This window comes from Actinoallomurus rhizosphaericola (assembly GCF_024055675.1).
In the GTDB taxonomy this organism is placed as follows: Bacteria; Actinomycetota; Actinomycetes; order Streptosporangiales; family Streptosporangiaceae; genus Actinoallomurus; species Actinoallomurus soli.
Window position 1 is genome coordinate 150354 of the sequence record NZ_JAMXMW010000001.1, and the last position, 23370, is coordinate 173723.

Annotated in this window: 22 protein-coding genes and 1 pseudogene; 13 read left to right on the forward strand and 10 right to left on the reverse strand. The window is 72.1% G+C overall.

Translation table 11 applies throughout. The features are described from left to right. Positions 1–18 precede the first annotated feature (18 nt). From NE234_RS00780 to NE234_RS00805, 6 genes and pseudogenes are all read left to right on the forward strand, one after another. A pseudogene (locus NE234_RS00780) lies at positions 19–762 on the forward strand (ABC transporter ATP-binding protein); the annotation flags it as partial. Between the two features lie 98 nt (positions 763–860). Further along, on the forward strand, positions 861–1550 hold the full coding sequence (locus NE234_RS00785) for an ABC transporter permease (protein WP_252775826.1): 690 nt from the start codon (positions 861–863) through the stop codon (positions 1548–1550). After that, complete coding sequence (locus tag NE234_RS00790; RefSeq protein WP_252775828.1) at positions 1547–2218, forward strand: ABC transporter permease; 672 nt, start codon at positions 1547–1549, stop codon at positions 2216–2218. Before NE234_RS00785 ends, NE234_RS00790 begins: the two co-directional genes overlap by 4 nt. A 29-nt stretch (positions 2219–2247) precedes the next feature. Further along, entirely contained in the window at positions 2248–3183 is a 936-nt protein-coding gene (locus NE234_RS00795; RefSeq protein ID WP_252775831.1) for an ABC transporter substrate-binding protein, read from the forward strand. Between the two features lie 70 nt (positions 3184–3253). Next, positions 3254–4081 (forward strand): AraC family transcriptional regulator, encoded by an 828-nt coding sequence (locus NE234_RS00800; RefSeq protein ID WP_252775832.1) that lies wholly within the window; start codon positions 3254–3256, stop codon positions 4079–4081. Between the two features lie 50 nt (positions 4082–4131). Further along, positions 4132–5064 (forward strand): DMT family transporter, encoded by a 933-nt coding sequence (locus NE234_RS00805; protein ID WP_252775835.1) that lies wholly within the window; start codon positions 4132–4134, stop codon positions 5062–5064. Between the two features lie 28 nt (positions 5065–5092). Here the strand turns inward: NE234_RS00805 and NE234_RS00810 are convergent, their stop codons facing one another. Together NE234_RS00810 and NE234_RS00815 are read right to left on the reverse strand one after the other, a co-directional pair. Then, entirely contained in the window at positions 5093–5995 is a 903-nt protein-coding gene (locus NE234_RS00810) for a serine hydrolase (RefSeq protein WP_252775837.1), read from the reverse strand. Then, positions 5992–6888 carry a LysR family transcriptional regulator gene (locus NE234_RS00815; RefSeq protein WP_252775839.1) on the reverse strand — a complete coding sequence of 299 codons (897 nt, stop codon included), beginning with the start codon at positions 6886–6888 and terminating at the stop codon, positions 5992–5994. The genes NE234_RS00810 and NE234_RS00815 overlap by 4 nt, the downstream gene beginning before the upstream one ends. Positions 6889–7001: 113 nt before the next feature. On the opposite strand from NE234_RS00815, the gene bla reads away from it, so the two are divergent. Then, complete coding sequence (bla, locus tag NE234_RS00820; RefSeq protein WP_406566930.1) at positions 7002–7937, forward strand: class A beta-lactamase; 936 nt, start codon at positions 7002–7004, stop codon at positions 7935–7937. Positions 7938–8015: 78 nt separating this feature from the next. Here the strand turns inward: bla and NE234_RS00825 are convergent, their stop codons facing one another. The 3 genes from NE234_RS00825 to NE234_RS00835 all read right to left on the reverse strand — a co-directional run bounded on the left by NE234_RS00825 (position 8016) and on the right by NE234_RS00835 (position 10598). Beyond that, complete coding sequence (locus NE234_RS00825; protein ID WP_252775843.1) at positions 8016–9269, reverse strand: MFS transporter; 1254 nt, start codon at positions 9267–9269, stop codon at positions 8016–8018. 76 nt (positions 9270–9345) lie between these two features. Further along, positions 9346–9771 (reverse strand): Rid family hydrolase, encoded by a 426-nt coding sequence (locus NE234_RS00830; RefSeq protein ID WP_252775845.1) that lies wholly within the window; start codon positions 9769–9771, stop codon positions 9346–9348. Between the two features lie 53 nt (positions 9772–9824). Beyond that, positions 9825–10598 carry an HD domain-containing protein gene (locus tag NE234_RS00835; protein ID WP_252775847.1) on the reverse strand — a complete coding sequence of 258 codons (774 nt, stop codon included), beginning with the start codon at positions 10596–10598 and terminating at the stop codon, positions 9825–9827. On the opposite strand from NE234_RS00835, the gene NE234_RS00840 reads away from it, so the two are divergent. Beyond that, on the forward strand, positions 10587–11519 hold the full coding sequence (locus tag NE234_RS00840) for a GlxA family transcriptional regulator (protein ID WP_252775849.1): 933 nt from the start codon (positions 10587–10589) through the stop codon (positions 11517–11519). The two genes, NE234_RS00835 and NE234_RS00840, sit on opposite strands and share 12 nt — an antisense overlap. A gap of 53 nt (positions 11520–11572) precedes the next feature. Here the strand turns inward: NE234_RS00840 and NE234_RS00845 are convergent, their stop codons facing one another. Further along, a complete protein-coding gene (locus tag NE234_RS00845; protein ID WP_252775850.1) occupies positions 11573–12535 on the reverse strand; it encodes an alpha/beta hydrolase in 963 nt (320 codons plus the stop codon). Between the two features lie 8 nt (positions 12536–12543). Continuing rightward, positions 12544–13473 carry an alpha/beta hydrolase family protein gene (locus NE234_RS00850; RefSeq protein ID WP_252775852.1) on the reverse strand — a complete coding sequence of 310 codons (930 nt, stop codon included), beginning with the start codon at positions 13471–13473 and terminating at the stop codon, positions 12544–12546. A gap of 121 nt (positions 13474–13594) precedes the next feature. Between NE234_RS00850 and NE234_RS00855 the strand changes: the two genes are divergently transcribed. Beyond that, on the forward strand, positions 13595–14233 hold the full coding sequence (locus tag NE234_RS00855) for a TetR/AcrR family transcriptional regulator (protein WP_252775854.1): 639 nt from the start codon (positions 13595–13597) through the stop codon (positions 14231–14233). A gap of 26 nt (positions 14234–14259) precedes the next feature. Here the strand turns inward: NE234_RS00855 and NE234_RS00860 are convergent, their stop codons facing one another. Beyond that, on the reverse strand, positions 14260–14847 hold the full coding sequence (locus NE234_RS00860; RefSeq protein ID WP_252775856.1) for a TetR/AcrR family transcriptional regulator: 588 nt from the start codon (positions 14845–14847) through the stop codon (positions 14260–14262). Positions 14848–14912: 65 nt separating this feature from the next. On the opposite strand from NE234_RS00860, the gene NE234_RS00865 reads away from it, so the two are divergent. Continuing rightward, positions 14913–15794, forward strand: a complete 882-nt coding sequence (locus NE234_RS00865) for an oxidoreductase (RefSeq protein WP_308206818.1) — start codon at positions 14913–14915, stop codon at positions 15792–15794. Between the two features lie 221 nt (positions 15795–16015). Then, a complete protein-coding gene (locus NE234_RS00870) occupies positions 16016–17461 on the forward strand; it encodes a M1 family metallopeptidase (RefSeq protein ID WP_252775859.1) in 1446 nt (481 codons plus the stop codon). A gap of 61 nt (positions 17462–17522) precedes the next feature. Here NE234_RS00870 and NE234_RS00875 read toward each other — a convergent pair whose 3' ends face one another. Further along, entirely contained in the window at positions 17523–19058 is a 1536-nt protein-coding gene (locus tag NE234_RS00875; RefSeq protein ID WP_252775861.1) for an RtcB family protein, read from the reverse strand. A gap of 180 nt (positions 19059–19238) precedes the next feature. Continuing rightward, on the reverse strand, positions 19239–20006 hold the full coding sequence (locus tag NE234_RS00880; protein WP_252775863.1) for an IclR family transcriptional regulator: 768 nt from the start codon (positions 20004–20006) through the stop codon (positions 19239–19241). Between the two features lie 92 nt (positions 20007–20098). On the opposite strand from NE234_RS00880, the gene hutH reads away from it, so the two are divergent. After that, positions 20099–21652 (forward strand): histidine ammonia-lyase, encoded by a 1554-nt coding sequence (hutH, locus tag NE234_RS00885; protein ID WP_252775865.1) that lies wholly within the window; start codon positions 20099–20101, stop codon positions 21650–21652. A 14-nt stretch (positions 21653–21666) separates the two neighbouring features. After that, positions 21667–23319, forward strand: coding sequence for a urocanate hydratase (hutU, locus tag NE234_RS00890; RefSeq protein WP_252775866.1), 1653 nt, complete (start codon positions 21667–21669; stop codon positions 23317–23319). Positions 23320–23370 lie beyond the last annotated feature (51 nt).

Here is a 23370-nt window from a genome sequence, read left to right on the forward strand (position 1 = left end):
CCAGGGGCTGAGCCACTCTTGATCCAATTCGATGGCGTAACGAAGCGCTACGCCGACGGCACCGTGGCCGTCGACGACCTCACGCTGCAGATTCCCACCGGCCAGATCACCGTGCTCGTCGGGCCCTCCGGCTGCGGCAAGACCACGACATTGCGGATGATAAACCGCCTGATCGAGCCGACCAGCGGCACCATCACCATCGACGGTGAGGACGTCCGCGCCCAGGACCCCGCCCGCCTGCGCCGCGGCATCGGCTACGTCATCCAGCACGCCGGCCTGTTCCCGCACCGGACGATCGTCGACAACATCGCCACCGTCCCGTACCTCCTCGGCTGGGACAAGAAGAAGGCACGGACGACGGCGCTGGAGCTGATGGAGCGCGTCGGCCTCGACACCAAGATGGCCAAGCGCTACCCGTACCAGCTGTCCGGCGGACAGCAGCAGCGCGTCGGCGTCGCCCGCGCGCTCGCCGCCGACCCGCCCGTCATGCTGATGGACGAGCCGTTCAGCGCCGTCGACCCGATCGTGCGCAAGAGCCTGCAGGAGGAGTTCATCCGGCTGCAGGCCGAGCTGCGCAAGACGATCGCGTTCGTCACCCACGACATCGACGAAGCGATCAAGCTCGGGCACACGGTGGCGGTGTTCAAGGTGGGCGGCGTCCTCGCCCAGCACTCCACGCCCGACGAGCTGCTGGCCGAGCCGGCCGACGACTTCGTCCGGGAGTTCCTCGGCGGTGAGAAGGGCCTCAAGCGGCTGCGCTTCAACCGCGACCTCGACCGCCAGGACGAGCCGGGCGCCGAACGGCAGGGCGAGCGGGGCGTCGCCGGGCAGGACCAGCCGGACGCCGAGGCGGCTGAGCGATGACCCTGGCCGCCGCAGGCGGCGGCGAGCCGCTGATCCGCTGGGACTGGATCGGCGACCATACCGGGCAGCTCGCCGACCTGACCGCCCACCATCTCAAGCTGGCGCTGCTGCCGATCCTGTTCGGCCTCATCGTCGCGATCCCGCTCGGCCTGCTGTGCGCGCGGTGGCGCTGGCTCTACCCGCCGACGCTCGGCGTGGCCAACGTCCTGTACGGCCTGCCGTCGCTCGCGCTGTTCATGCTGTTCATCCCCTACTTCGGCATCGGCAGCGGCGGCCGCGCGGACTTCACCATCATCGTGCCGCTGACGCTGTTCTCCCTGTCGGTCCTCGTGCCGAACGTCGTCGACGGGCTCCGGTCGGTTCCCGACCCGGTCCGCCAGGCGGCCACCGCCATGGGATTCGGCACGCTACGGCGGCTCATCCAGGTCGAGCTGCCGATCGCGGTGCCCGTCGTCATCGCCGGGGCGCGGGTCGCGGCCGTCTCCTCGATCAGCCTGGTCAGCGTCGGAACCCTCATCGGCAACGGCGGGCTCGGGCAGCTGTTCGTCGACGGGTACTCCCGTGACTTCACGACGCCGATCATCGTCTCCTGCGTGCTGATCATCGTTCTCGCGCTGGTCAGCGACGGCGTCCTCGTCGCCGCGCAGCGCCTGCTCACGCCCTGGGCCCGGAGGGGGACGCGATGAACCTGGCCGACCAGATCAGGGCCGCCTGCACCTGGCTCACCGCCTCGGCGCACTGGAGCGGCGGCGACGGCATCCCGCACCGCCTGCTCGAACACCTCGGGTACAGCGCGCTGGCCCTGGTGATCGCGGCGCTCATCGCGCTGCCGCTCGGTGCGCTCGTCGGTCACACCGGCCGCGGCGGGTTCGCCGTCGTCACCGTCGCCAACTTCGCGCGGGCCATCCCCACGCTGGGCCTGCTCCTGCTCGTCGTCACCGTGACGTCCATCGGCCTCACGCCCGTGATCATCCCGCTGATCGCGCTGGCGACCCCGCCGATCCTCGTGAACACGTACGAGGGCGTCCGCGGCGTCGACCCCGACATCAAGGACGCCGCCCGCGGGATGGGCATGACGGGGACCGGCATCCTGCTCAAGGCCGAGGTGCCGGTGGCCATGCCGCTCATCCTCCTCGGCCTGCGCACGGCCGCCATCCAGGTCGTCGCCACCGCGACCATCGCCGCGTACGCCGGCATCGGCGGGCTCGGCCGCTACATCGTCGACGGCCTCGCCCGCAAGGACTACCCCTCGGTCGTCGGCGGCTCGGTGCTCGTCGTCCTGCTCGCCGTCATCGTTCAGCTCGCCTTCGTCGGCATCCGCCGAGCGGTCGTCTCCCGCGGCCTGCGCAACTGAGACCTGATGATTCAACGGAAGGAATCAGCATGATCCGCATCGTTCGTGGCGCCGCCCTCGGCGTGACGGTCGCCCTCGCGCTCGCCGCCTGCGGAGGCGGCGGAGGCGACAAGAACGGCGGCAACCCCCTCGACCAGAAGTCCGGCGGCGGCGCGGGAAGCGTCGTCGTCGGCTCGGCCAACTTCACCGAGAGCCAACTGCTCGGTGAGCTGTACGCCCAGGCTCTGGAGGCCAAGGGCGTCAAGGTCACCAAGAAGTTCAACATCGGCAGCCGTGAGGTCTACTACGACCAGGTCAAGTCCGGCGCCATCACCGTCATGCCGGAGTACAACGGCGGGCTGCTGAGCACGTCGGTCGACAAGGCCAGCAAGGCCGTGACGGCCGACCAGGTGAACTCCGAGCTCAAGGCGAAGCTGCCCTCGACGCTGGAGATCCTCGAGCCGTCCAAGGCCGAGGACAAGGACTCGGTCACGGTCAACTCCCAGACCGCCGCCAAGTACCACCTGAAGTCCATCGCCGACCTGAAGGGCGTCGCCGGGCAGTTGACGATCGGCGGACCGTCGGAGTTCAAGACCCGGGAGCAGGGCCTGGTCGGACTGGAGAGCAAGTACGGCCTGAAGTTCAAGAAGTTCCAGCCGTTCGACGCCAACGCGCAGACGACGCTGGTCAAGTTGCTGAAGAACGACACGATCCAGGCCGCCGACCTGTTCACCACCGACCCGTCGATCGCCGCGAACAAGTTCGTCGTGCTGGAGGACCCGCAGAACGTCTTCAGCGCGCAGAACGTCGTGCCCCTGGTCTACAAGTCCGGCCTCAACGCCACGGGCCAGGACGCTCTCAACGCGGTCTCGGCCAAGCTCACCACCGCAGATCTCCAGGCCATGTTGGCCAAGGTCAACGACGAGAAGAAGGACCCGAGCGAGGTGGCCAAGGACTGGCTCAAGCAGGCCGGTCTCGCCTCCTGACCCCGATCAGGCACCGCGGCCCCTCGGCGATCGCCGAGGGGCCGCGTGGCCAGGGAAGAAGGCGTGTGAGGTGAGCGCACGGGAACAGGCTCGGTGGACCAGGACGCGGCTCGGCCGGGACGGGCCCTCGCTCGACCTGCTCACCGCCCGCTTCGACAAGCACGTCTACGCCCCGCACGCCCACGAGGAGCTCACCGTCGGCGTCTGCGTGGGCGGCGTGGAGTCCATCGACTACCGTGGCGGCCGCATCCGTACGGGCCCGGGCTCGATCATCGTCCTCGAGCCCGGCGAGATGCACACCGGCGGCCCCGCCACACCGATCGCCGGCTACGCCTACCTCGCCCTGTACGCCGACCCGGCCCTGCTCACCGACGGCATCCGCGGCGGCCTTCCGCACTTTCGTGAGCCGCTGCTCGACGACCCCGAACTCGCCGCGGCCCTGCGCGCCGCGCACGTCGACCTCGTCCGCCGCCCCGACCCCCTGGAGGCGGAGTGCCGCCTCCCCTGGCTGCTGACCGCGCTCGCCCGCCGGCACTCCACCGCCCGCCCGGCGAGCGACACGGTCCCGGGCGCCGCCCGGATCGCCCGTACCGTCCGCGACCGCCTGGCCGGCGACCTCACCGCGCCGCCCTCGCTCACCGGCCTCGCCGCCGAGCTGGACCTCTCCCGCTACCAACTCCTGCGCGCCTTCCGCACGGCGATGGGGGTCCCGCCGTACGCGTGGCTCGCCCAGTACCGCGTGACCAGGGCCCGCGCGCTCCTGGAGGCCGGGTTGCGGCCCGCCGAGGTGGCCGCACTCGTCGGGTTCGCCGATCAGGCGCACCTGACCCGGTGGTTCCGGCGGGTGCTGGGGGTGACACCGGCGGCGTACCGCACCAGCGTGGCAAGGGCGGCGTAGCCGCAACAGCGTTCAAGACGGCGTCCGGCGGGCGGCCCGATACTCGCCGCATGACTGCACGTGGCTGGTTCCTCTTCTCCCTGATGGGAGTGGTCTGGGGCATCCCCTACCTGATGATCAAGGTGGCGGTGGACGCGGTGTCCCCGTCCACGGTGGTGTTCACGCGCTGCGCGCTCGGCGCCGTCCTGCTGCTGCCCTTCGCGCTGCGGCAGGGCGGCCTGGTCCGCACCGCACGGGCGCACTGGCGGCCCCTGCTGGCCTTCGCGTGCACCGAGATCATCGTCCCCTGGTTCACCCTCAGCGACGCGGAGCGCCATCTGTCCAGCTCCACGGCGGGCCTGCTGATCGCGGGCGTGCCGATCGTCGGAGTCGTCGTGGCCCGCTTCTTCGCTGGCACCGACCGGCTCGGGCCCCGGCGGGCGGCCGGCCTGACGGTGGGCCTCGCGGGTGTCGCGGTCCTCACCGCACCGCACCTGACCGGCGGTGACGCCCGCTCCCTCGCCGAGGTGCTGCTGACCGTGGTGGGGTACGCCACGGCCCCGCTGATCGCCGCCCGCCACCTGAAGGGCGTCTCCTCACTCCAGCTCACGGCCGCCTGCCTGACCCTGTCCACGGTCGTCTACGCGCCCGCGGCCGCCGTCACCGGCCCGTCCGCCATGCCGTCCGCCGAGGTCCTGGCCGCCCTCGCCGGTCTCGGCGTCGTGTGCACCGCGATCGCGTTCGTGGCCTTCCTGGAGCTGATCAAGGAGGCGGGCCCCACGCGCGCCACCGTCATCACGTACGTCAACCCGGCGGTCGCGGTGGCGGCCGGGGCGGTGTTCCTCGGCGAACCGCTGACGCCCGGGGTCGTCACCGCCTTCGCCCTGATCCTGGCCGGATCGGTCCTGGCGACGGCGGGTCCCGCCGCCGCCGGTGAGCCGCGTACGCCTGATGCGGCGCGTACGCCCGAGGCCTTGGCCGGCGCGGTGGACGAGTCCGGCTGACGGCCGTTTCGAACCCCGGGGCGCGTCGTCACATCGCGCGCAGGCGGTCGCGGAGGGCACGCGCGACCCGTCCCATCAGCGCCTCGGCCTCGGGCTGGTGCAGGGCCGGCACCCGCGACTCGGTGAACGCCGCGACCCCGAAGGCCCGGCCGTCGGCGTGCTCGACCACCCCCACCTCGTGGCGGAGGTTGAGGAGCGTCCCGGTCTTGGAGGACCAGCGGGTCGCGTCGGACCGGAAATCGGGCGCGAGGCGCTGCCGCAGCACGTTGTCGCCCATGAGCTCCCGGACCCGCGCGGCGACGTCCGGGTCGATCTTCGACGGCGTCCACAGCGCCTGCAGCAGGTCCAGGTACGCCCGCGGGGAGCCGGAGTTGGCGAGGGTCACGTCGAGCTGCGGGATGCGGTGGCCCCGCCCGGTCGTGCCCGCCTCGATCGCCAGGACATGGGCCAGGTGCGCGTCCTCCGGGGGCAGCAGTTCGGCGAGCGTCCCGGTCAGCTCGCGGATCGTGTGCCGTACCGTGACGCCGCGCACGCCCAGCTCCTGCAGGATCGCGGCGACCTCGGCCGGCGGCGTGAGGGCGAAGAGCGCGTCCGTCGCGGCGTTGTCGCTGACGGCCATGCTGAGGTAGAGCAGGTCGTCGACGGCGATCCGCGTGGCGTGCCGGAACCTGCTCAGCCCGCTCGGCCCGGGTGCCGCGGCGCCCGGCTCGATCGAGATCCGCGCCGAGCCGTCGAGCTCCCCGCGCCGTACGCGATCGAGCGTGGCGATCGCGAGGGGGATCTTCACGAGGGAGGCGACCGGGAACTCCACGTCCGGATCGATGCCCAGCTCGTCGCCGGAGCGCAGGTCCCGGACCAGGAACGACCCGCTCAGCCCGGCGTCGTCCAGGGCCGTGCGCAGGTCACGGAGCAAGCCCTCGACGCCCGTCACCGTACCGCGCCTCCCCCGGTCTCGTCGGCGCCCAGGCAGCGGGCGATCTCCGCGCGCAGCCGGACCCGGACGCGCTCGGCGTCGTCGCCGATGCCCGCGGCGACCTCGAAACCGCGCCCGACGCGGACCTCGCCGATCGGGCGCCAGTGCAGCCCGAGCTCCCCGGCCTGGTGCGGCGAGCACAGGAGGAGATCCCCCGACGCCACCGCCTCCGCCGCCGCGGCGACGAGAGTACCGGCGACGGCGACCTGCGCGGGCAGCAGGCCGACCGCGTCGCGGACCCGGAACAGGCGGTCCCGGACGTGCGGTACGTCGTCCTCGGGCTGGATCCAGATCCGGCGCGGCCGTGCCGCGAGGGCGGTGCGGCCCGGCCGCAGGGTCTCCAGGTAGATGGTCCGGGCGGCGGGAGCGGCGGTGCCGGCCAGCCCGAGGGCCACGGACCAGGTGCCGTCGTCCGGCGGCACCGCCGTCAGGGCGGCGCGGACCTCACGGGACCGGACGAGCTCGGCGCGTTCGGCCGGTGGCGCCGGCTGGAAGTCCAGGTAGACGCCCTTGCGGCGCGCCTCGGCGGTGAGCAGGGCCAGGTCGCGCACGGAGCAGACATCGGGGACGGCGAGCCGGAGCGGGCTGAGCTTGGCGCGTTCGGCCTCGTCCTCCATGGCCTCGGCCAGCCGCACGAGGCGCTTGGCCGACGGCAGCATGTCGCGGCCGAATCGGGTGAGCGTCACCCGGCGCGAGGACCGGTCGAAGAGGCGCTCGCCGAGGTGCTTCTCCAGGGCGGCGATCCGGCGGCTCGCCACCGGCTGGGGGATCCGCGCCGCCGCGGCGCCCTCGGTGAAGCTGCCGTGCTCGCTGACGCTCACGAACGCACGCCACGCCCCGAGCAGATCCACGACCAGAGTCTATGTCGTTTTCGCATTGAATCGCGCGTTCACGTCTTTGACCGCATACGAGGCGCGTCGGAAGACTCCCCGGCATGAGGAACGCACGACAGAAGAAGCAGCTCCTGCGCCTTCGGGCTCCGCTCACCGCGGTCGCCGCCCTCGCGCTCATCCCGCTGAGCGGGTGCGGCGCGGACGGTGACGCCGCGACCGCGTCGGCCACGGTGACCACCGCGAGCGCGTCGGCCACGGTGACCGCCGCGTCGGCGCCCGCGGCGCGGCGGGACGACCAGGCCTTCCAGGCCCTGGAGAAGCAGTACGACGCCCGGCTCGGCGTCTGGGCGCTCGACACGGGCACGGGGAAGGTCGTCGCCTGGCGCGCCGACGAGCGGTTCGCCTACGCGTCCACGTCCAAGGTCCCGCTGACGGGCACCGTCCTGCGCCAGGACCCGATGAAGCGGCTGGACCACGTGGTGAAGTACACGGCGGACGACCTCGTCTCATACTCTCCGGTGACCGAGAAACACGTCGCCACGGGGATGACCATCCGCGAGCTGTGCGACGCGGCGCTCCGGTTCAGCGACAACACGGCCGCGAACCTGCTGTTCCGCGAGGTCGGCGGGCCGAGCGGCCTCGGCGCCGCCCTGCGGCGGATCGGGGACCGCACCACCCATGTCGACCGCACCGAACCGGACCTCAACACCGCGATCCCCGGGGACGTCCGGGATACGAGCACTCCTCGGCAACTGGGCAGCGACCTGCGCGCGTACACGCTCGGCCACGTGCTGCCCACGCCCAAGCGCGACCTGCTCATCGACTGGATGCGGCGCAACACCACGGGCGACAACGTGATCCGCGCCGGCGTCCCGGCGGGCTGGACCGTCGGCGACAAGACCGGGACCGGCGACTACGGCGTGCGGAACGACATCGCCGTGGCGTGGCCCCCGCACCGGGCGCCCATCGTGATCGCGGTCATGTCCAGCCGCTCGACGAAGGACGCCACGCCGAACGACAAGCTCATCGCCGGCGCCGCCGAGATCACCGCCGACCGCCTGACCTGACGCGCCGTCCCGGCACGTCCCGGTCCGGTCCGCCCGTGGGGGTGGGCGGACCGGACCGGGAATCCCGTCAAGCCGTGATCAGGCGTCGGATTCGCACGCCACGTGCCTCTGGCGCCTCGGCCGTGCGGTACGGCCGGTACGCAGGAGTGCGATCAGTGTCGCGACGGCGAACGCCACCACGAACAGCGAGTAGTCCCGCGTGGCGGCGGCCAGGCCACCGCCGTGCACGACGAGGACTCCGGCGACGATGGCCGGCAGGCCCATGCCCAGGTAGCAGATCACGTAGACCGTCGACAGGACGCCCGCCCGCTCGTGCTCGGCGACCAGTGGCACGACGGTGCGCATCCCGCCCTGGAACCCGGCGCCGAAACCGACCCCCGCCACGCAGGTGCAGGCGAAGAAGCCCACGATCGACGAGGACTCGACGGCCACGAGGGTCCCGAGTGAGCCCACCACGAGCAGTCCGATGCCGAGGAACATCACGGTCCTGGGCGGTGTGCGTTCGAGCGCGACGGTGGTGATGGTCGAGACCACGGTGAGGACGAACAGGCCGAGGCCGCCGATCACCATGGACGTCGAGCCCGAGAGCCGGCGGGCGAGCGCGGGGGCGAGTGAGCCGTAGAAGCCGCCGAGCGACCACACCGCGAACAGCACCGGCGCCACCGCGAGCAGGGGACCGCGCAGGTGCCGTGGCACCGCGAGTTCCGGTACGAGGGCGGAGCGCAGCCCGGGCCTGCGGCCGACGGTCTCCGGTAGCAGCGCCACTCCGGCGGCCTGGATGACGAAGATCCCGATGAGCATGACGTAGATGAGCCGCGTGGGTGCCGGCAGGTACTGGACGACCAGGCCGGACAGCAATGCGCCGGCCCCGGACCCCAGTCCCGGGGCGACGGTGTTGGCGCGTGTGCCGCGTTCGCGGTCGATGTCCAGCATCGCGGCGCCGAGTGTGCCCAGCGCGCCGCCGGTGGCGACGCCCTGCAGGATCCGCGCGGCGAGCAGGGCGCCGATGCCGCCGGCCGTGATGAACACGACCATGGCGACGATCTGCAACGCCAGCGCGGCCAGGAGCACCGGCTTGCGACCGAGATACTCCGACGTCCGGCCGAGCACGAGCAGCGCGGCCAGGACGGTGAGGGCGTAGCTGCCGAAGACGATGGTGGTGGTCATCGGGGAGAAATGCCATCGGCCCGCGTAGATGGCGTAGATCGGTGTGGGGGCACTCGAGGAGGCCAGGAACGAGACGATCATCGAGGCCAGCAGCGTAAGGCCGGCGAGGCCAGGCCGCCGGGCGGCCGCGGAGACGTCGTCGTCCTGCTGAGCCGAAGTCTTCATGACGAATCTCAATGCGATGGTGACGAGCTCCCGGGCTCGGGGCCGGCCCCGAGCCCGGGAGCGTCGGTCTATCGGTCTATCGGGCTGCGGTGTCGGGATAGGTGGCGACCGCGCGGATCTCGACCAGGAGACCCGGGCTGGCGAGGCCGCTGACGCCGATGATCGTCCAGGCCGGGTAGGGGGCTTTGATGAGGCGCTGTTTGGCCTCGAGGAAGCCGGACATGTTCTCGCGGATGTCGACGTGGTAGCTGGTGACGTCGACGAGGGCCGTGAGGTCGAGGTTCTCCAGTCGAAGGATCTCCTCGATGCGCCGGATGGCGATCTCGGTCTGTTCCTCGACCGTCTCCGCGATGGTTCCGTCGGCGCGGCGGCCGATCGTTCCGGCGATGAAGAGCTGGCCATGGGAGCGGACCGCGGCGGAATAGCCGAAGCTCGAGAAGGCGCTGGTGGTCTTTCCGAAGACTGCGGAGTCCTCGGGGATCTCGACGGTGTAGGTGGTCATCGGGGTGAATCCTTTTCTTTGTCGACTGAGTAGGGGTCGTGGAGTTCGGGGAGTCAGCCGCCCCATCGGGACGAACGGCAGGCATGCTCCAGCCGGGTCTGGCCGAAGGCCTCGCGTTCGCGGAGGAATTCACCGGGGATCGCGTAGCGAGGCGCGTTCTTCGGGTGCTTCGCGGCTTGTTCGACGATCGCGTCGGTGAGCGAGCGGATCATTTCCAGCCGTGGATAGGCGGCGTGGACGGCGTCGGCCTGCTCGTCGGTGAGGGCTTCGAGGTGGTCGCCGCCGAGCGGGCCGCCGAAGTCGAGGGCGACGCCTTCGCGGACGAGCAGGCACAGGGTGCCGCGGCGTTCCGCGATGCCCGAGGAGGTGTGCAGGGCGATGGCCTGCCAGACCTCATCGGCGTCGGCTGCGGACGTTCCGTGTTCGATGAGGAACTCGGCGGCCCGGTCGGCGCCTTCGACCTCGAACCGCTGACTGTGCGGGCCGTCCGACGCCACGCCGAAATCGTGCATCGCGCACGCCGCGAACAGCAGATCGTCGTTGTAGTCACGGTCGACGACCAGGGCGAGGCGAGCGGCCACCAGCCGGGCGAACAGATAACTGCGGATGCTGTGGTTGAACACCGACTGTGATTCCACAGGTCGGATGAGATCCACGATGGCCTCGGCAAGCGGTGTGCCGGGCAGCGCGAGCAGGTCGGCGGTCGCCGCGCCGGCCTGGTCGGTGGGGATCGGTCCGGTCATGGTCCCCAGGGTGGCCGTCACCGTCCTGACCTGGACAGTGGCAAGTTTGCCGACTTTCGTTAGGATATTGCCATGGCAGTCCATCGAGTCGCTGTGCTGGCGCTGGACGGGGTCACCCCGCTCGACCTGGCCATCCCGGCGCAGATCTTCAACGCCCGGCCGGAGACGCCCTATGAGATGACCGTGTGCGCACTCGACTCGAACGTGAGCACCACCGCGGGTTTCACTCTGGTCGCCGGTGGGGGACTGGAGCAGGTGCGCGCCGCCGACACCGTGATCGTGCCGGGATTCGAGCCGCTCCTCCGGCCGCCGGAGGCCGTGCTCGGCGTACTGGCCGAGGCCCGCGACCGTGGCCGGCGAGTGACGTCGATCTGCACGGGCGCGTTCGCGCTGGCCGCCGCGGGTGTGCTGGACGGGCTGCACGCCACGACCCACTGGCAGCACGTCGAGGACCTCGAGCGGGACTTCCCCGCCGTCAAGGTCGACCGCGACGTGCTCTACGTCGACGAGGGAGAGGTCCTCACCTCGGCCGGAGTGTGCTGCGGCATCGACCTGTGCCTGCACATCGTGCGCCGCGACCTGGGGGCGGTGGTGGCCAACCAGATCGCTCGCGGTCTGGTGGCCGCCCCGCACCGCGACGGGGGGCAGGCCCAGTACGTGCCCGCTCCCGTCGCGGAGGCCGGTGAAGCGTCGCTCTCCGAGACCCGCGAGTGGGCCCTGCACCGGCTCGGCGAGCCGCTCACCCTGCGCGTGCTCGCCCGGCACGCGGGGCTCTCGCAGCGTACGTTCATGCGCCGGTTCACCGAAGAGACGGGCACGACCCCATTGCAGTGGTTGCTGGGCGCCCGTCTCGGCAGGGCGCGGGAACTGCTGGAGACCACGGACTACTCGGTGGACCGGGTGGCGCAGGACTGCGGGCTGGGCACGGCCGCCAACCTACGGCTGCACTTCCGGCGCGCACTGGGCACCACCCCCACCGCCTATCGGCGCACCTTCACCCACTGACGTCGCCCGTTCGCCACGGCGAGCCCGCCGACAGGGGTGCGACGAACCGGATGTCAGCCCGTGGCCAGGAGCCGTCGGATCCAGGCCGATCGGGTCGCGGACGCGGTCTGTGACAGCGAAGCGTGCGGGACCATGGTGTCGAATCCGTGGAAGCCGCCTGGCCAGACGTGGAGCTCGGCCTGAACGCCGGCCTGCAGCAGCCGAGCGGCGTAGTCGACGGCCTCGTCGCGGAAGGTCTCGACGGAGCCGACGTCGACGAATGCGGTGGGCAGGCCGGTCAGGTCGGTCGCTCTCGCCGGCGCCGCGTAGATGCTCACGTCGCCGCCGCCTCTGCGTTCGCCGAGCAACGCCGTCCACCCGGTCGTATTGCTGGTGGCGTCCCAGATGCCCTCGCCGTCGAGTTCCCGGCTGCTCGGCGTGACGAAACGATCGTCGAGCATCGGGCACATGAGCACCTGACCGAACAGCCGCGGACCGCCGCGATCGCGGGCGAGCAGTGCCACGCCGGCCGCGAGCCCTCCGCCTGCGCTCGCGCCGGCGACGATGATCCGGTCCGGGTCGCCGCCGATCTTCGCGGCGTGTTCGTGGGTCCACAACAGGCCCGCGTAGCAGTCCTCGATCGGAGCCGGGTCGGGATGTTCCGGCGCCAGGCGGTACTCCACCGACACCACGACGGCGCCGTTGTCGACGGCCCAGTCGAGCGCGCCGCCGACTCCGGTGCGGTTGTTGCCGATGATCATGCCGCCGCCGTGCATGTAGTAGAAGACGGGCGCCCCGGCCGCCAGGCCCACGGGCCTGAGGACGAGCAGCGAGACCTCGGGAGCGCCCGGCGGGCCCGGTACGGAGATGTCCTGCAGTTCGACGGTCCCGTCGCGCGTCAGGTCCTCGTCCGCGACCGCGAACAAGGGATTGGCCCGCAGTCCCTCGATGTCCCCGGCGGTGATGGACGGTGACAGATGTTGGTGCACGACCGTCAGCACTGCGGCGAGCTCCGGATCGAGCGGTGGGTGGGTCATCGTCGTCCTCACTTCGAGTCGATCGTTGCCAGCGGGTTGCCGGCCGTGGTGAGGGAGTCGCGGGTGGTGGGCCACGCGTTGTCGTCGAGGCCGAGTGCGGTGCGCAGGTATGCCAGGGTGATCTGCTGGACGAGTGCGACGCGTTCGGGGTTTTCGTCGGTGGTCCGTGTGTCGTGGTGGCCCTGGATGCCTCCGAGTCCGTGTTCCGCGCCGAAGAGGGTCAGCAGGTCGGTGGCGCCGGGGCTGAGGTGGTAGCCGTCGGTGAACCAGTCCGCGCCTCGGACCGTCAGGGGGGAGTCGTCGTGGTCTCCGGCGACGATCAGGCTCGGCGTCTTCATCGCCGTGAAGTCGGGGTTCATGAAGGGGAAGTGCTGGGCGGCGAGCGGGCTCAGATCGTCGCCGCCGTTTCCGGGCAGGCAGAGCAGCACCGTGGCCCTGACGCGCGGGTCGGCCATGGTGTCGCCGGGTGTGCCGTCGGTCTGGAGGACCCGTGCTCCGGCGAGGGTGCTGGCGGTCTGCGCGCCCCAGGAGTGCCCGGCGGCTGCGATGCGGTCGTGGTCGAGGCGTCCGGCCAGGCCGGGCACGGCGGCTTCGACGGCGTCGAGCTGGTCGAGGACGCCGGTGAGGTCGTCGGTCCGTATGCGCCAAAGGTGCGGGGTGCGCGGGTCGTCGGGGGGAAGACCGAGGGAGTCGAGGTGGGTGGGCTGGATGACGGCGAATCCGTGGGAGGCCCAGTAGCCGGCCAGTGGCGCGTAGTCGTCCATGGTCAAGGTCATGCCGTGGGAGAAGACGACGACCGGCAGGTCGCGGCCGGTCGTCGGCGCGGTGACCCGTACCAGCAGGTCCTGGCCGCGGTCGGGGGCGGTGAGCCTGATCGGTGCGACCGAGACGACCGGCGCGGTCGGTTCGGCGGCAGGGGGTGATGCGGTGTCACTCATGAGGGGTCCTCGCCAGTAGGAGGGATGATTTGGGGTGAGCTGGCACAATCAGTTCCGGAGCGTCGCTCCGATTTCGAATATACGGAGCAACGCTCCGCTTGGCAAGCCTGGAGGTGTTCGCATGTCATCGGCTGACACGCCGTCGGTCCCGGGTGATCGGCGCAAGCGGTCCGACGCGCGCCGGAACGCCCAGACGCTGCTCGACGCGGCCGCGGCCGTCTTCGCCCGTGCCGGGGTGGACGCTCCGGTGCGGGACATCGCCGCCGAGGCGGGTGTGGGCATGGGCACCGTCTACCGGCATTTCCCCACCCGCCCCGATCTGGTGGTCGCGGTCTTCCGCCACCAGGTCGACGCGCTCGCCGCCACCCCGGCCGGCGCCTCCGGCGAAGGCCCCGAGAACCCTTACGACGCTCTGCGGTCCTGGGTGGCCCGATTCACCGACTTCCTGGTGACCAAGCACGGCCTGCCCGAGGCACTGCACTCGGATCAGGCGGGGCTGGAGAGCCTGCACGCCGAGTTCGTCGACCGCCTGGTCCCGGTGCTCGATCGGCTGCTGCGGACGGCCGCCGACGCCGGCCAGATCCGCGCGGACGTACGCCCCCTGGACCTGATGATCGCCATCGGCAACCTGTGCATCGGCGCCGACACCTTCCCCGGCTACCGCGCCCGCCACATGGTCGACGTACTCCTCGCCGGCCTCCTGCACGGCGCCCCCGCCTCAACCGACGCTGACCGGCCCAGGACGCCTACAGGGCCCTGAGTGACGTCGCCGTGCGGGAGCCGAGGTCAGGGGTGACGGCAGGGGGCGAAAAGCGTGACCGCGTCGGTGATCAGTGCGTCGGCTTGCGCGGCCTGGACCCGGTCGGAGGCGACGAGTGAGGCGATGCCCTGCAGGGTGGCCATGAGAAGCAGGCGCAGGCGCTCGGGGTCCCCAGGGGGAAGCGCGCCCCCTCGCTGCCATCGGCGGACCAGATCGCCGAATTCGGTGAACAGGCGTTCGGACGCCGCGCGCAGCCCGGCGGACCGCGTGGCGGTCTTGGCGCCGAACATCAGATCGAGCAGCGCGCCGTCTGTGGTCGCGAAGCGCACATAGGCGCCGGCCACCGCGCGCAGTTGAGCCCCGCAGTCCTCACCGGCCCCCTCCGTCGCCACGCGCATCTCCTCGCCCATGCGCGCGAAACCACTCTCGGCCAGGGCGTCGAGCAACGCCTGCCGGTCGGCGAAATGGCGGCGCGGCGCGGCGTGGCTCACCCCTGCCTGACGGGCGAGGTCGCGCAGCGACAGGGCCTCGATGCCCTGCTCCCGCAACGTCCGCTCGGCCTCGGTGAGCAGTGCGGTGCGCAGATTGCCGTGATGGTAGGGCCGATCGGACATGCGCCCCACCATAACACCCAATGTATCTGTTGACAGCATTGTTGTTGGTGCCTACATTGTTGCTCGTGACTACTTTTGACGTTACCGACATCCCTGACATGACCGGCACGACGGCGATCGTGACCGGCGCCAACAGCGGCATCGGCCAGGCCACGGCCCACGCCCTGGCCGCGGCCGGCGCACGCGTCGTGCTCGCCGTCCGCAACACCGGCAAGGGCAAGGCCGCCGCGGCCGCCATACCGGGCGACACCGAGGTCCGCGAGCTCGACCTGGCCGACCTGGAGTCCGTGCGGTCGTTCGCCGCGGGCTGGGACGGCCCGATCGACCTGCTGATCAACAACGCGGGCGTCTCGGGACCGACGCTGACCCGCACCGCCGACGGATTCGAGTCCAAGTTCGGCATCAACCACCTGGGGCACTTCGCCCTGACCAACCTGCTGCTCGAGCACATCACCGGCCGCGTCGTCACGGTCGCCTCACAGGCCGAGCGATACGCCAGGCTGGATCTCGACGACCTCAACTGGGAACGCAGGCCCTACCAGCCCTCCCGCGCCTACAACGATTCAAAACTGGCGAACCTGCTGTTCACCGCCGAACTACAGCGTCGCCTGACCGCCGCCGGATCGGCCGTGCGCGCCCACGCCGCCCACCCCGGCCTGGTCGCGACCGACATCTACCACCACGACGGCCCCCGCCGCCCGTCCGACATCCTGTGGTCGATCGCGCTCCGGCTGCTGGCCCAAGACGCCCGGCGCGGCGCGCTGCCGACCCTGTACGCCGCCGTCGCCGACCTCCCCGCCGACAGCTTCACCGGCCCCAACCACCTCGCGCACATGCGCGGCGCCCCAGAACTCATCGGCCGCTCCGGCCCGGCACAGGACACGGACCTCGCACGCCGCCTGTGGAACCTCTCCGAGCAGTTCACCGGAGTCGGATTTCCCCTCTGACCGGCCCCGCGGCCGCTGCCGCGGATGCTCCGACCGAACACGCGAGCACCGCGATGGCGACGGGTGGGCCGCCCACTCCAGCGCGGCAAGGTCCGAGACGTCCGCGCGTACGAGGGTGGGGCGGACCGAACCGGGAATCCCCGTGCGGGCACGATCGATCGGGCGCCCGCCGGCCGGAAGCATGAAGGCGTCGATCCCCACCTGCTCTCGAGGTGACCTTCATGCGCTTCTCCCTCCCGCGGACCTCCCGCCTCGTCGCGCTCGGCACGGCCCTCGCGTGCGCGGGCTCGGTCGCCGCCGCCTCCCCGGCCTCCGCCGGACCCGTCTTCCGGCCGGGTTCCCCCGGCGTCGGCGATCCCTGGTACCCGCTGGAGGGCAACGGCGGGTACGACGTCCGGCACTACTCCCTGGACCTGGCGTACGACCCCTCGACCCGGCGGCTCGACGGCGTCGTCCGTATCCGGGCGCGGGCCACCCAGGACCTGTCCCGCTTCGACCTGGACCTGCGCGGGCTCACGGTCCGGAGCGTCCGGGTGAACGGGGCGGACGCCCGGTTCACCCGCGAGGGACAGGAACTGATCGTCACTCCCCGCCACGGCCTGCCCGAGGGGGCCGCCTTCGTCGTCACCGTCGCGTACGGCGGCGAACCGAGGCCCATCGGCGGTGACACGCCGTACGGTTTCGTCCCGACCGACGACGGGGCGGTCGTGCAGAGCGTCGAGGACGGCGCCTCGACCTGGTTCCCCTGCAACGATCACCCGTCGGACAAGGCGACCTTCGACTTCCGGGTGCGCGTCCCCCAGGGTCTCGGCGTCGTCGCCAACGGCCGGCTCGTGTCGCGACGTACGGACGGCGACCGGACGACGTTCGCCTGGCGCGAGAAGGACCCGATGTCCACCTACCTGGCCACCATCGACATCGGGAGGTGGCAGGTGCGGACCGGGACGACGCCGGGCGGGATCCCGCAGTACACCGCCGTCGATCCGAGGCTGGAGGCGGCCCGGCCGGGCTCGGCGGCGTTCTTCTGGAAGACCACCGCCGAGGTCACCGACCTGTGGACGAAGACGTTCGGCCCCTACCCGTTCGACTCCACCGGCGCCATCGCGCTGAAGGTGAGCTACGACGGCAAGGAGCTGCCGTTCTCGGAGGAGACGCAGACGCGCCCGGTCTACTCCCAGGTCGACTCCGCCGGGACGGTCGCGCACGAACTGGCCCACCAGTGGTTCGGCGACAGCGTCGGCATCCGCGCCTGGAACGACATCTGGCTCAGCGAGGGCTTCGCCACCTTCGCCACCTGGTACTGGGACGAGGTCAAGGGCGGGCGGCCGGCGGCCGAGCAGGCCCGGCAGGTCTACGAGGCGTACCCGGCCGGCTCTCCGATGTGGCAGGTCGTGCTGGCCGATCCGAAGGCCCCCGACGAGAACTCCGGCCCCCGCGTCTACTACGGCGGCGCGATGGCCCTGCAGTTCCTCCGCGAGAAGATCGGCGACGAGAGGTTCTTCGCCCTGCTCCGCGCCTGGACGGCCGAGCACCGCCACGGCACCGCGACCACCCGCGACTTCACCGCCCTGGCGACCCGGATCTCCGGCCAGGACCTCAGCGCCTTCTTCCAGTCGTGGGTCTTCGGCACCGGCCGCCCGCCCCTCCCGGCGACAGCTCGGCCGTGACATCAGCGCCGAGGATTCTCAGGCCTGGGAGGACGAGAATCCTCGGCACTGATGTCTCCGGTCAGCCCTTCACCGTCAGGAGCGGCCGGAGCTCGGCCACCGGATCGGCGACGCCCGCGCGGCTCAGGCTGGAGACGACCGGGCCGATGTCCTTGTAGACCCAGGGCGCCTCCTGCTTGAGGTCGCGGCGCCACGCGGCCATCACGTCCGACCGGTGGGTGACGGCCGGGTCGCGGTGGTCAAGGGGTGTCACGACCCGGAACTCCCGCAGGAAGGCGTCGAGGTCGGCGTCGTTCCCGCGTGCGGCGGCGCCGCGTGGTACGCGCCGGCCCGCGCCGTGGCAGGCGCTCGCGAGCGTCCGCGGGTTCCCGTGCCCGCGCAGGACGTGGCTCGCCGCGCCCATCGAGCCGGGCACGATGACGGGCTCGCCCCACAGGGCGTACGGCCCGCCGGCCGTCTCGGCGTACCCGCCCGCCGGGGTCGCGCCCTTCCGGTGCACCACCTGGTCATCGCCGTCCGGCCAGAGCAGATTGTGCGGAGCGTCGTAGATCACCTGGCCCGACACCTCCCCGCACTCCGCCGCGAGCCCGGCCCGCATCATCAGGGCGAGGAAGAACCGGTTGCCCACCGCGAAGTTCGCCGCGTTCCCGAACGCGTCCAGGTAACGCCGCCGCGCCGGCTCCGATCGCTCGTCCAGCAGCAGCGGCAGGATTCCGTTGTCCGGCATCGGGACGCCGGCCAGCCACATCCGTCTCGCCTGTTCCAGGCCCGTGGCGTTCGCCTGGTGGCCGAGCGACAGGGAGCCGCTGTGCACCATCAGCACCACCTGGCCGGCCGACAGGCCCCAGGCGTACGCGGCCTGCCGATCGTGCACGGCCGCGACGTACTGCAGCTCCGCGAAGTGGTTCCCGCCGCCGACGCTGCCGATGATGCTGTCGTAGCTGGTGCCGCCCGCGCTCTCGATCCAGTCCCGGAACGCGTCCGCGGTCGTGGTCGGATACCGCGCCGCGTGCAGCCGTCCGGGGTCGGCGTCGCCCGGCCGCAGCGCCGACCAGACCCCGTCGGCGGGCGGGCTCCCGGCGTCCAGCAGGCCGGGCAGGCCGTCGCGCAGCAGCGCCTCGCGCTGCACGCCGGACAGGGCGATCCGGCGGCCGCCCTCGAAGAACAGGTGCCGGAGCCGCCGCTCGACGGCGTCCAGGTGCGGGCGTACCCGGTCGACGGTCAGCGAGGTCGTCTCCAGCCGCATTCCGCAGTTGACGTCGTTGCCGACGGCCTGCGGGATCAGCGCGCCGCGGGTCCGCAGCACGGTGCCGATCGGGATGCCCGCCCCTTTGTGCAGGTCGGGGGTGAGCGCGACCCGGTCGACGGCCGCCCCGGGATGCCCGGTCGCCGCCGCGAGCCGCTCCAGGGTGCCGGCGGTCTCCAGCACGGTGAGGATCTCGTCGACCGCGCTGGACTCGATCGGCACCTCCGGGCCCGCGCAGATGTCGACGGAGATGTGCCATGGGTTGGGCAGGGTGAGCCAGTGGTCGTCCACGCGGACGAGCCGCGGGTCGGGGGAGAGTGAGGCGGCACCGCGCCGCTTGACGGTCGTCATGGAAGCCTTCCTGGTGGCCGCTGAGGTGAGGACATGGGTCGATGTCGCCGCCATCGCGAGTCGATGGCGCACGGGACGGTCGCCGGACTCCTCCGGCGACGTGCTCCCCGGGTTCAGCAGCCGCAGGGACCACCCAGGTTAACGATCACGGGTGGCGTGGTCGACCGGATATCCCGCCGTTCAGGCGGGGGCGTGGCCGGACAGGCGGCGGGTGAGTTCGGCGGCGGCCTCACGGACGCGGGCGGCGAGGTCCGGCCACTCCTCCTCGTCGTGGGTCTCGCGGCGGAAGGTCACGGCCATCGCGGCGGCCGGGCGGCCGACGTGGTCGAAGCTGCACGCGGCGATGCTGGCGAAGCCCTCGGTCACGTGGCCGTCCTCGACGGCCCAGCCGCGCCGCGCGTCCTCGGCGAGCGCCCGGCGCAGCTCGCGCAGCGACCGCGGCCCGGCGCCGGTCCGGGTCACGAACTCGCCGGGGAACAGCGCGCGGACCTGCGCGGCCGGAAGGTGCGCCAGCATCGACCGGCCGCTCGCGGTGAGGTACGCCGGGAGCCGTACGCCCACGTCGGTGACGAGCGTGGCATGGTGCCGGGGCTGCTCCTTCAGCAGGTACAGCGTCTCGGCGCCGTGCAGCACGCCGAGCTGGCCGATCTCCCCGAGCCGGTCCACGAGGCGTACGAGGAGGGGGCGGGCGAGCCGTTCGAGCGGGCCCTGCCGCAGGTACGCCGAGCCGATCTCGAACGCCGTCACGCCGAGGCCCCAGAGCCGGTCCTCCGGAAGGTAGGTGACGAAGCCGTCCTCGGCCATGGCGGTGAGCAGGTGGTAGGTGCTCGACCTCGGCAGGGACAGCTCGCGGGCGATCGCGGACGCGGCGAGCGGCCGGGCCGAGGACGCCAGCAGGCGGAGGACGGCCAGCGCGCGCCGCGCCGCGGGCACCTGCTCGGCCGCCATCCTCGCCCCCCTCCTCCCAAGAGTCTCGCATCTCAGACACCACCGTCGCCCCCCGGTCCCCGTCACGCGGACCGGTCGAGTGCAATGGGCGTATGGAAACGACGAGTGATGCGTGTGTCGAGGTCGGAGTGGGTCCGCTCGCCTTCGACCAGGTCGTGGCCGTCGCCCGGTACGGTGCGCGGATCGCGCTGACCGAAGAGGCGCTCAAGGCGATCGCCGCGGCACGGGCGCACGTCGACGAGCTCGCCGCCCGGCCGACGCCCGCGTACGGCATCTCCACCGGGTTCGGCGCGCTGGCCACCCGGCACATCCACGAGGACCTTCGGGCCCGGCTCCAGCTGAACATCGTCCGCTCGCACGCCGCCGGCTCCGGCGCGGAGGTGGAGGCCGAGGTCGTCCGGGCGATGATGCTGCTGCGGCTGAGCACGCTCGCCACCGGCCGTACGGGAGTGCGGCCCGTGACCGCCGAGACCCTCGCCGCGCTCCTCAACGCCCGGATCACGCCCGTCGTGTACGAGTACGGCAGCCTCGGCTGCTCCGGCGACCTCGCCCCGCTCTCGCACGTCGCGCTCGCGCTGATCGGCGAGGGCGAGGTCCGCGACGCCGAGGGACGGCTGCGCCCCGCCGCCGAGGCGCTGGCCGAGGCCGGGATCGAACCGCTGAGCCTCGTCGCCAAGGAGGGCCTCGCCCTGCTGAACGGCACCGACGGCATGCTCGGCATGCTCGTGCTGGCCATCGAGGACCTGCGCCGCGTGTTCAGGGCCGCGGACGTCGCCGCCGCGATGAGCGTCGAGGCGCAGCTCGGCACCGACCGGGTGTTCGCCGCCGACCTGCAGGAGCTGCGGCCGCACCCGGGCCAGGCCGTGAGCGCCGCGAACCTCCGGGCGCTGCTCGCCGACTCGGCGATCATGGAGTCGCACCGGGGCCCGGACTGCACGCGCGTGCAGGACGCGTACTCGCTGCGCTGCTCGCCGCAGGTGCACGGCGCCGCCCGCGACACCCTGGAGTACGCCGCCCTCGTCGCCTCCCGCGAACTGGCTTCGGCGGTCGACAACCCGGTCGTGCTGCCCGACGGGCGGGTCGAGTCGAACGGCAACTTCCATGGCGCGCCCGTCGCGTACGTCCTGGACTTCCTGGCCATCCCGGTCGCCGACGTCGCCTCGATCTCCGAACGCCGTACCGACCGGATGCTCGACCCCGCCCGCTCGCACGGGCTGCCGGCGTTCCTCGCGGACGACCCGGGCGTGGACTCCGGGCACATGATCGCGCAGTACACCCAGGCGGGCATCGTCTCGGAGCTGAAGCGGCTCGCCGTCCCGGCGAGCGCGGACTCGATCCCCAGCTCCGCCATGCAGGAGGACCACGTCTCGATGGGCTGGAGCGGGGCCCGCAAGCTGCGGCGGGCCGTCGACGGCCTGACCCGTGTCGTCGCCATCGAGATCCTCACCGCCGCCCGGGCATTGAACCTGCGGGCGCCGCTGCGCCCCGGCCCCGCCACCGGCGCGGTCGTCGCCGCCCTGCGCACCCGGGTGCCCGCCCCCGGCCCCGACCGCTACCTGGCACCCGAGATCGCCGCCGCCGTGGACCTGGTCCGCGACGGCTCCCTCGTCGCCGCCGCCGAAGCCGTCACCGGCCCGCTGGCCTGAGTAAGGAGAACACCATGGGTCCTCGTCCCGTACGCGCGCCGCGCGGCACGACGCTGAGCGCCAAGGGCTGGCAGCAGGAGGCCGCCCTGCGCATGCTGATGAACAACCTCGACCCGGAGGTCGCCGAGCACCCCGACGAGCTGATCGTCTACGGCGGGTCCGGGCGGGCGGCGCGCTCGTGGGACGCGTTCGACGCGATGGTCCGCTCGCTGCGCTCCCTGGAGGCCGACGAGACGCTGCTCGTCCAGTCCGGCAAGCCGGTCGGCGTCATGCGCACCCACGAGTGGGCGCCGCGCGTGCTCATCGCCAACTCCAACCTCGTCCCGCAGTGGGCGACCTGGGAGGAGTTCCGGCGGCTCGAGGCGCTCGGGCTCACGATGTACGGCCAGATGACCGCCGGGTCGTGGATCTACATCGGCACGCAGGGCATCCTGCAGGGCACGTACGAGACGTTCGCGGCCGTTGCCGCCAAGCGGTTCGGCGGCTCCCTCGCCGGCACGATCACGCTCACCGCCGGGCTCGGCGGCATGGGCGGCGCGCAGCCGCTCGCCGTCACCATGAACGGCGGCGTCGCTATCTGTATCGAGTGCGACCCGTCCCGCATCGACCGCCGTGTCGAGCACCGGTACTGCGACGTGCGCGTCGACGACCTCGACGAGGCGCTGCGCCTGGCCGTCGAGGCCCGCGACGCCCGACGCCCGCTGTCCATCGGCCTGCTCGGCAACGCCGCCGACATCGTGCCGAAGCTGCTGGAGATGGGTGCGCCGATCGACGTCGTCACGGACCAGACCTCGGCGCACGACCCGCTGACGTACCTGCCGCGCGGCGTCGCGTTCGAGGACATGGCCGACGAGCGCGCCAAGGACCCCGAGGGCTTCACCACCCGGGCCCGCGAGTCGATGGCCGCGCACGTCGAGGCGATGGTCGGCTTCCAGGACGCCGGCGCGGAGGTCTTCGACTACGGCAACTCGATCCGCGGCGAGGCCCAGCTCGCCGGGTACACCCGCGCGTTCGACTTCCCCGGCTTCGTCCCCGCCTACATCCGGCCGCTGTTCTGCGAGGGCAAGGGCCCGTTCCGCTGGGCGGCGCTGTCCGGCGACCCGAAGGACATCGCCCGTACCGACAAGGCGATCCTCGACCTGTTCCCGGAGAACGAGCAGCTCGCCCGCTGGATCCGCATGGCGGGGGAGAAGGTCCACTTCCAGGGCCTGCCCGCGCGGATCTGCTGGCTCGGCTACGGCGAGCGCGACCGGGCCGGCCTGGAGTTCAACAAGCTCGTCGAGACCGGCGAGATCAGCGCGCCGATCGTCATCGGCCGCGACCACCTCGACTCCGGCAGCGTCGCCTCGCCGTACCGCGAGACCGAGGGCATGGCCGACGGTTCCGACGCGATCGCCGACTGGCCGCTGCTGAACGCCCTGGTCAACGCCTCCTCCGGCGCGTCCTGGGTGTCCATCCACCACGGCGGCGGCGTCGGCATCGGCCGGTCCATCCACGCCGGGCAGGTGTCGGTGGCCGACGGCACGCCGCTCGCGGCTCAGAAGCTGGAGCGGGTGCTGACCAACGACCCGGGCATGGGCGTCATCCGGCACGTCGACGCCGGTTACGACCGCGCCGCCGAGGTCGCGGCCGAGCGCGGCGTCCGCGTCCCGATGCAGGAGCAGTAGACCGGCGTTCCCGCCGCTCCGCCCGCCCTTCGTGGGCGGAGCGGCGCTCGC

Coding starts and splice junctions, on each gene's coding strand:
- NE234_RS00785 (WP_252775826.1), top strand. CDS start 861: ATGACCCTGGCCGCCGCAGGCGGCGGCGAGCCGCTGATCCGCTGGGAC.
- NE234_RS00875 (WP_252775861.1), bottom strand. CDS start 19,058: ATGACGACCGTCAAGCGGCGCGGTGCCGCCTCACTCTCCCCCGACCCG.
- NE234_RS00860 (WP_252775856.1), bottom strand. CDS start 14,847: ATGTCCGATCGGCCCTACCATCACGGCAATCTGCGCACCGCACTGCTC.
- NE234_RS00880 (WP_252775863.1), bottom strand. CDS start 20,006: ATGGCGGCCGAGCAGGTGCCCGCGGCGCGGCGCGCGCTGGCCGTCCTC.
- NE234_RS00840 (WP_252775849.1), top strand. CDS start 10,587: ATGGCAGTCCATCGAGTCGCTGTGCTGGCGCTGGACGGGGTCACCCCG.
- hutU (WP_252775866.1), top strand. CDS start 21,667: ATGGGTCCTCGTCCCGTACGCGCGCCGCGCGGCACGACGCTGAGCGCC.
- NE234_RS00845 (WP_252775850.1), bottom strand. CDS start 12,535: ATGACCCACCCACCGCTCGATCCGGAGCTCGCCGCAGTGCTGACGGTC.
- NE234_RS00805 (WP_252775835.1), top strand. CDS start 4,132: ATGACTGCACGTGGCTGGTTCCTCTTCTCCCTGATGGGAGTGGTCTGG.
- hutH (WP_252775865.1), top strand. CDS start 20,099: ATGGAAACGACGAGTGATGCGTGTGTCGAGGTCGGAGTGGGTCCGCTC.
- NE234_RS00830 (WP_252775845.1), bottom strand. CDS start 9,771: ATGACCACCTACACCGTCGAGATCCCCGAGGACTCCGCAGTCTTCGGA.
- NE234_RS00835 (WP_252775847.1), bottom strand. CDS start 10,598: ATGGACTGCCATGGCAATATCCTAACGAAAGTCGGCAAACTTGCCACT.
- NE234_RS00870 (WP_252775859.1), top strand. CDS start 16,016: ATGCGCTTCTCCCTCCCGCGGACCTCCCGCCTCGTCGCGCTCGGCACG.
- NE234_RS00790 (WP_252775828.1), top strand. CDS start 1,547: ATGAACCTGGCCGACCAGATCAGGGCCGCCTGCACCTGGCTCACCGCC.
- NE234_RS00850 (WP_252775852.1), bottom strand. CDS start 13,473: ATGAGTGACACCGCATCACCCCCTGCCGCCGAACCGACCGCGCCGGTC.
- NE234_RS00825 (WP_252775843.1), bottom strand. CDS start 9,269: ATGAAGACTTCGGCTCAGCAGGACGACGACGTCTCCGCGGCCGCCCGG.
- NE234_RS00795 (WP_252775831.1), top strand. CDS start 2,248: ATGATCCGCATCGTTCGTGGCGCCGCCCTCGGCGTGACGGTCGCCCTC.
- NE234_RS00855 (WP_252775854.1), top strand. CDS start 13,595: ATGTCATCGGCTGACACGCCGTCGGTCCCGGGTGATCGGCGCAAGCGG.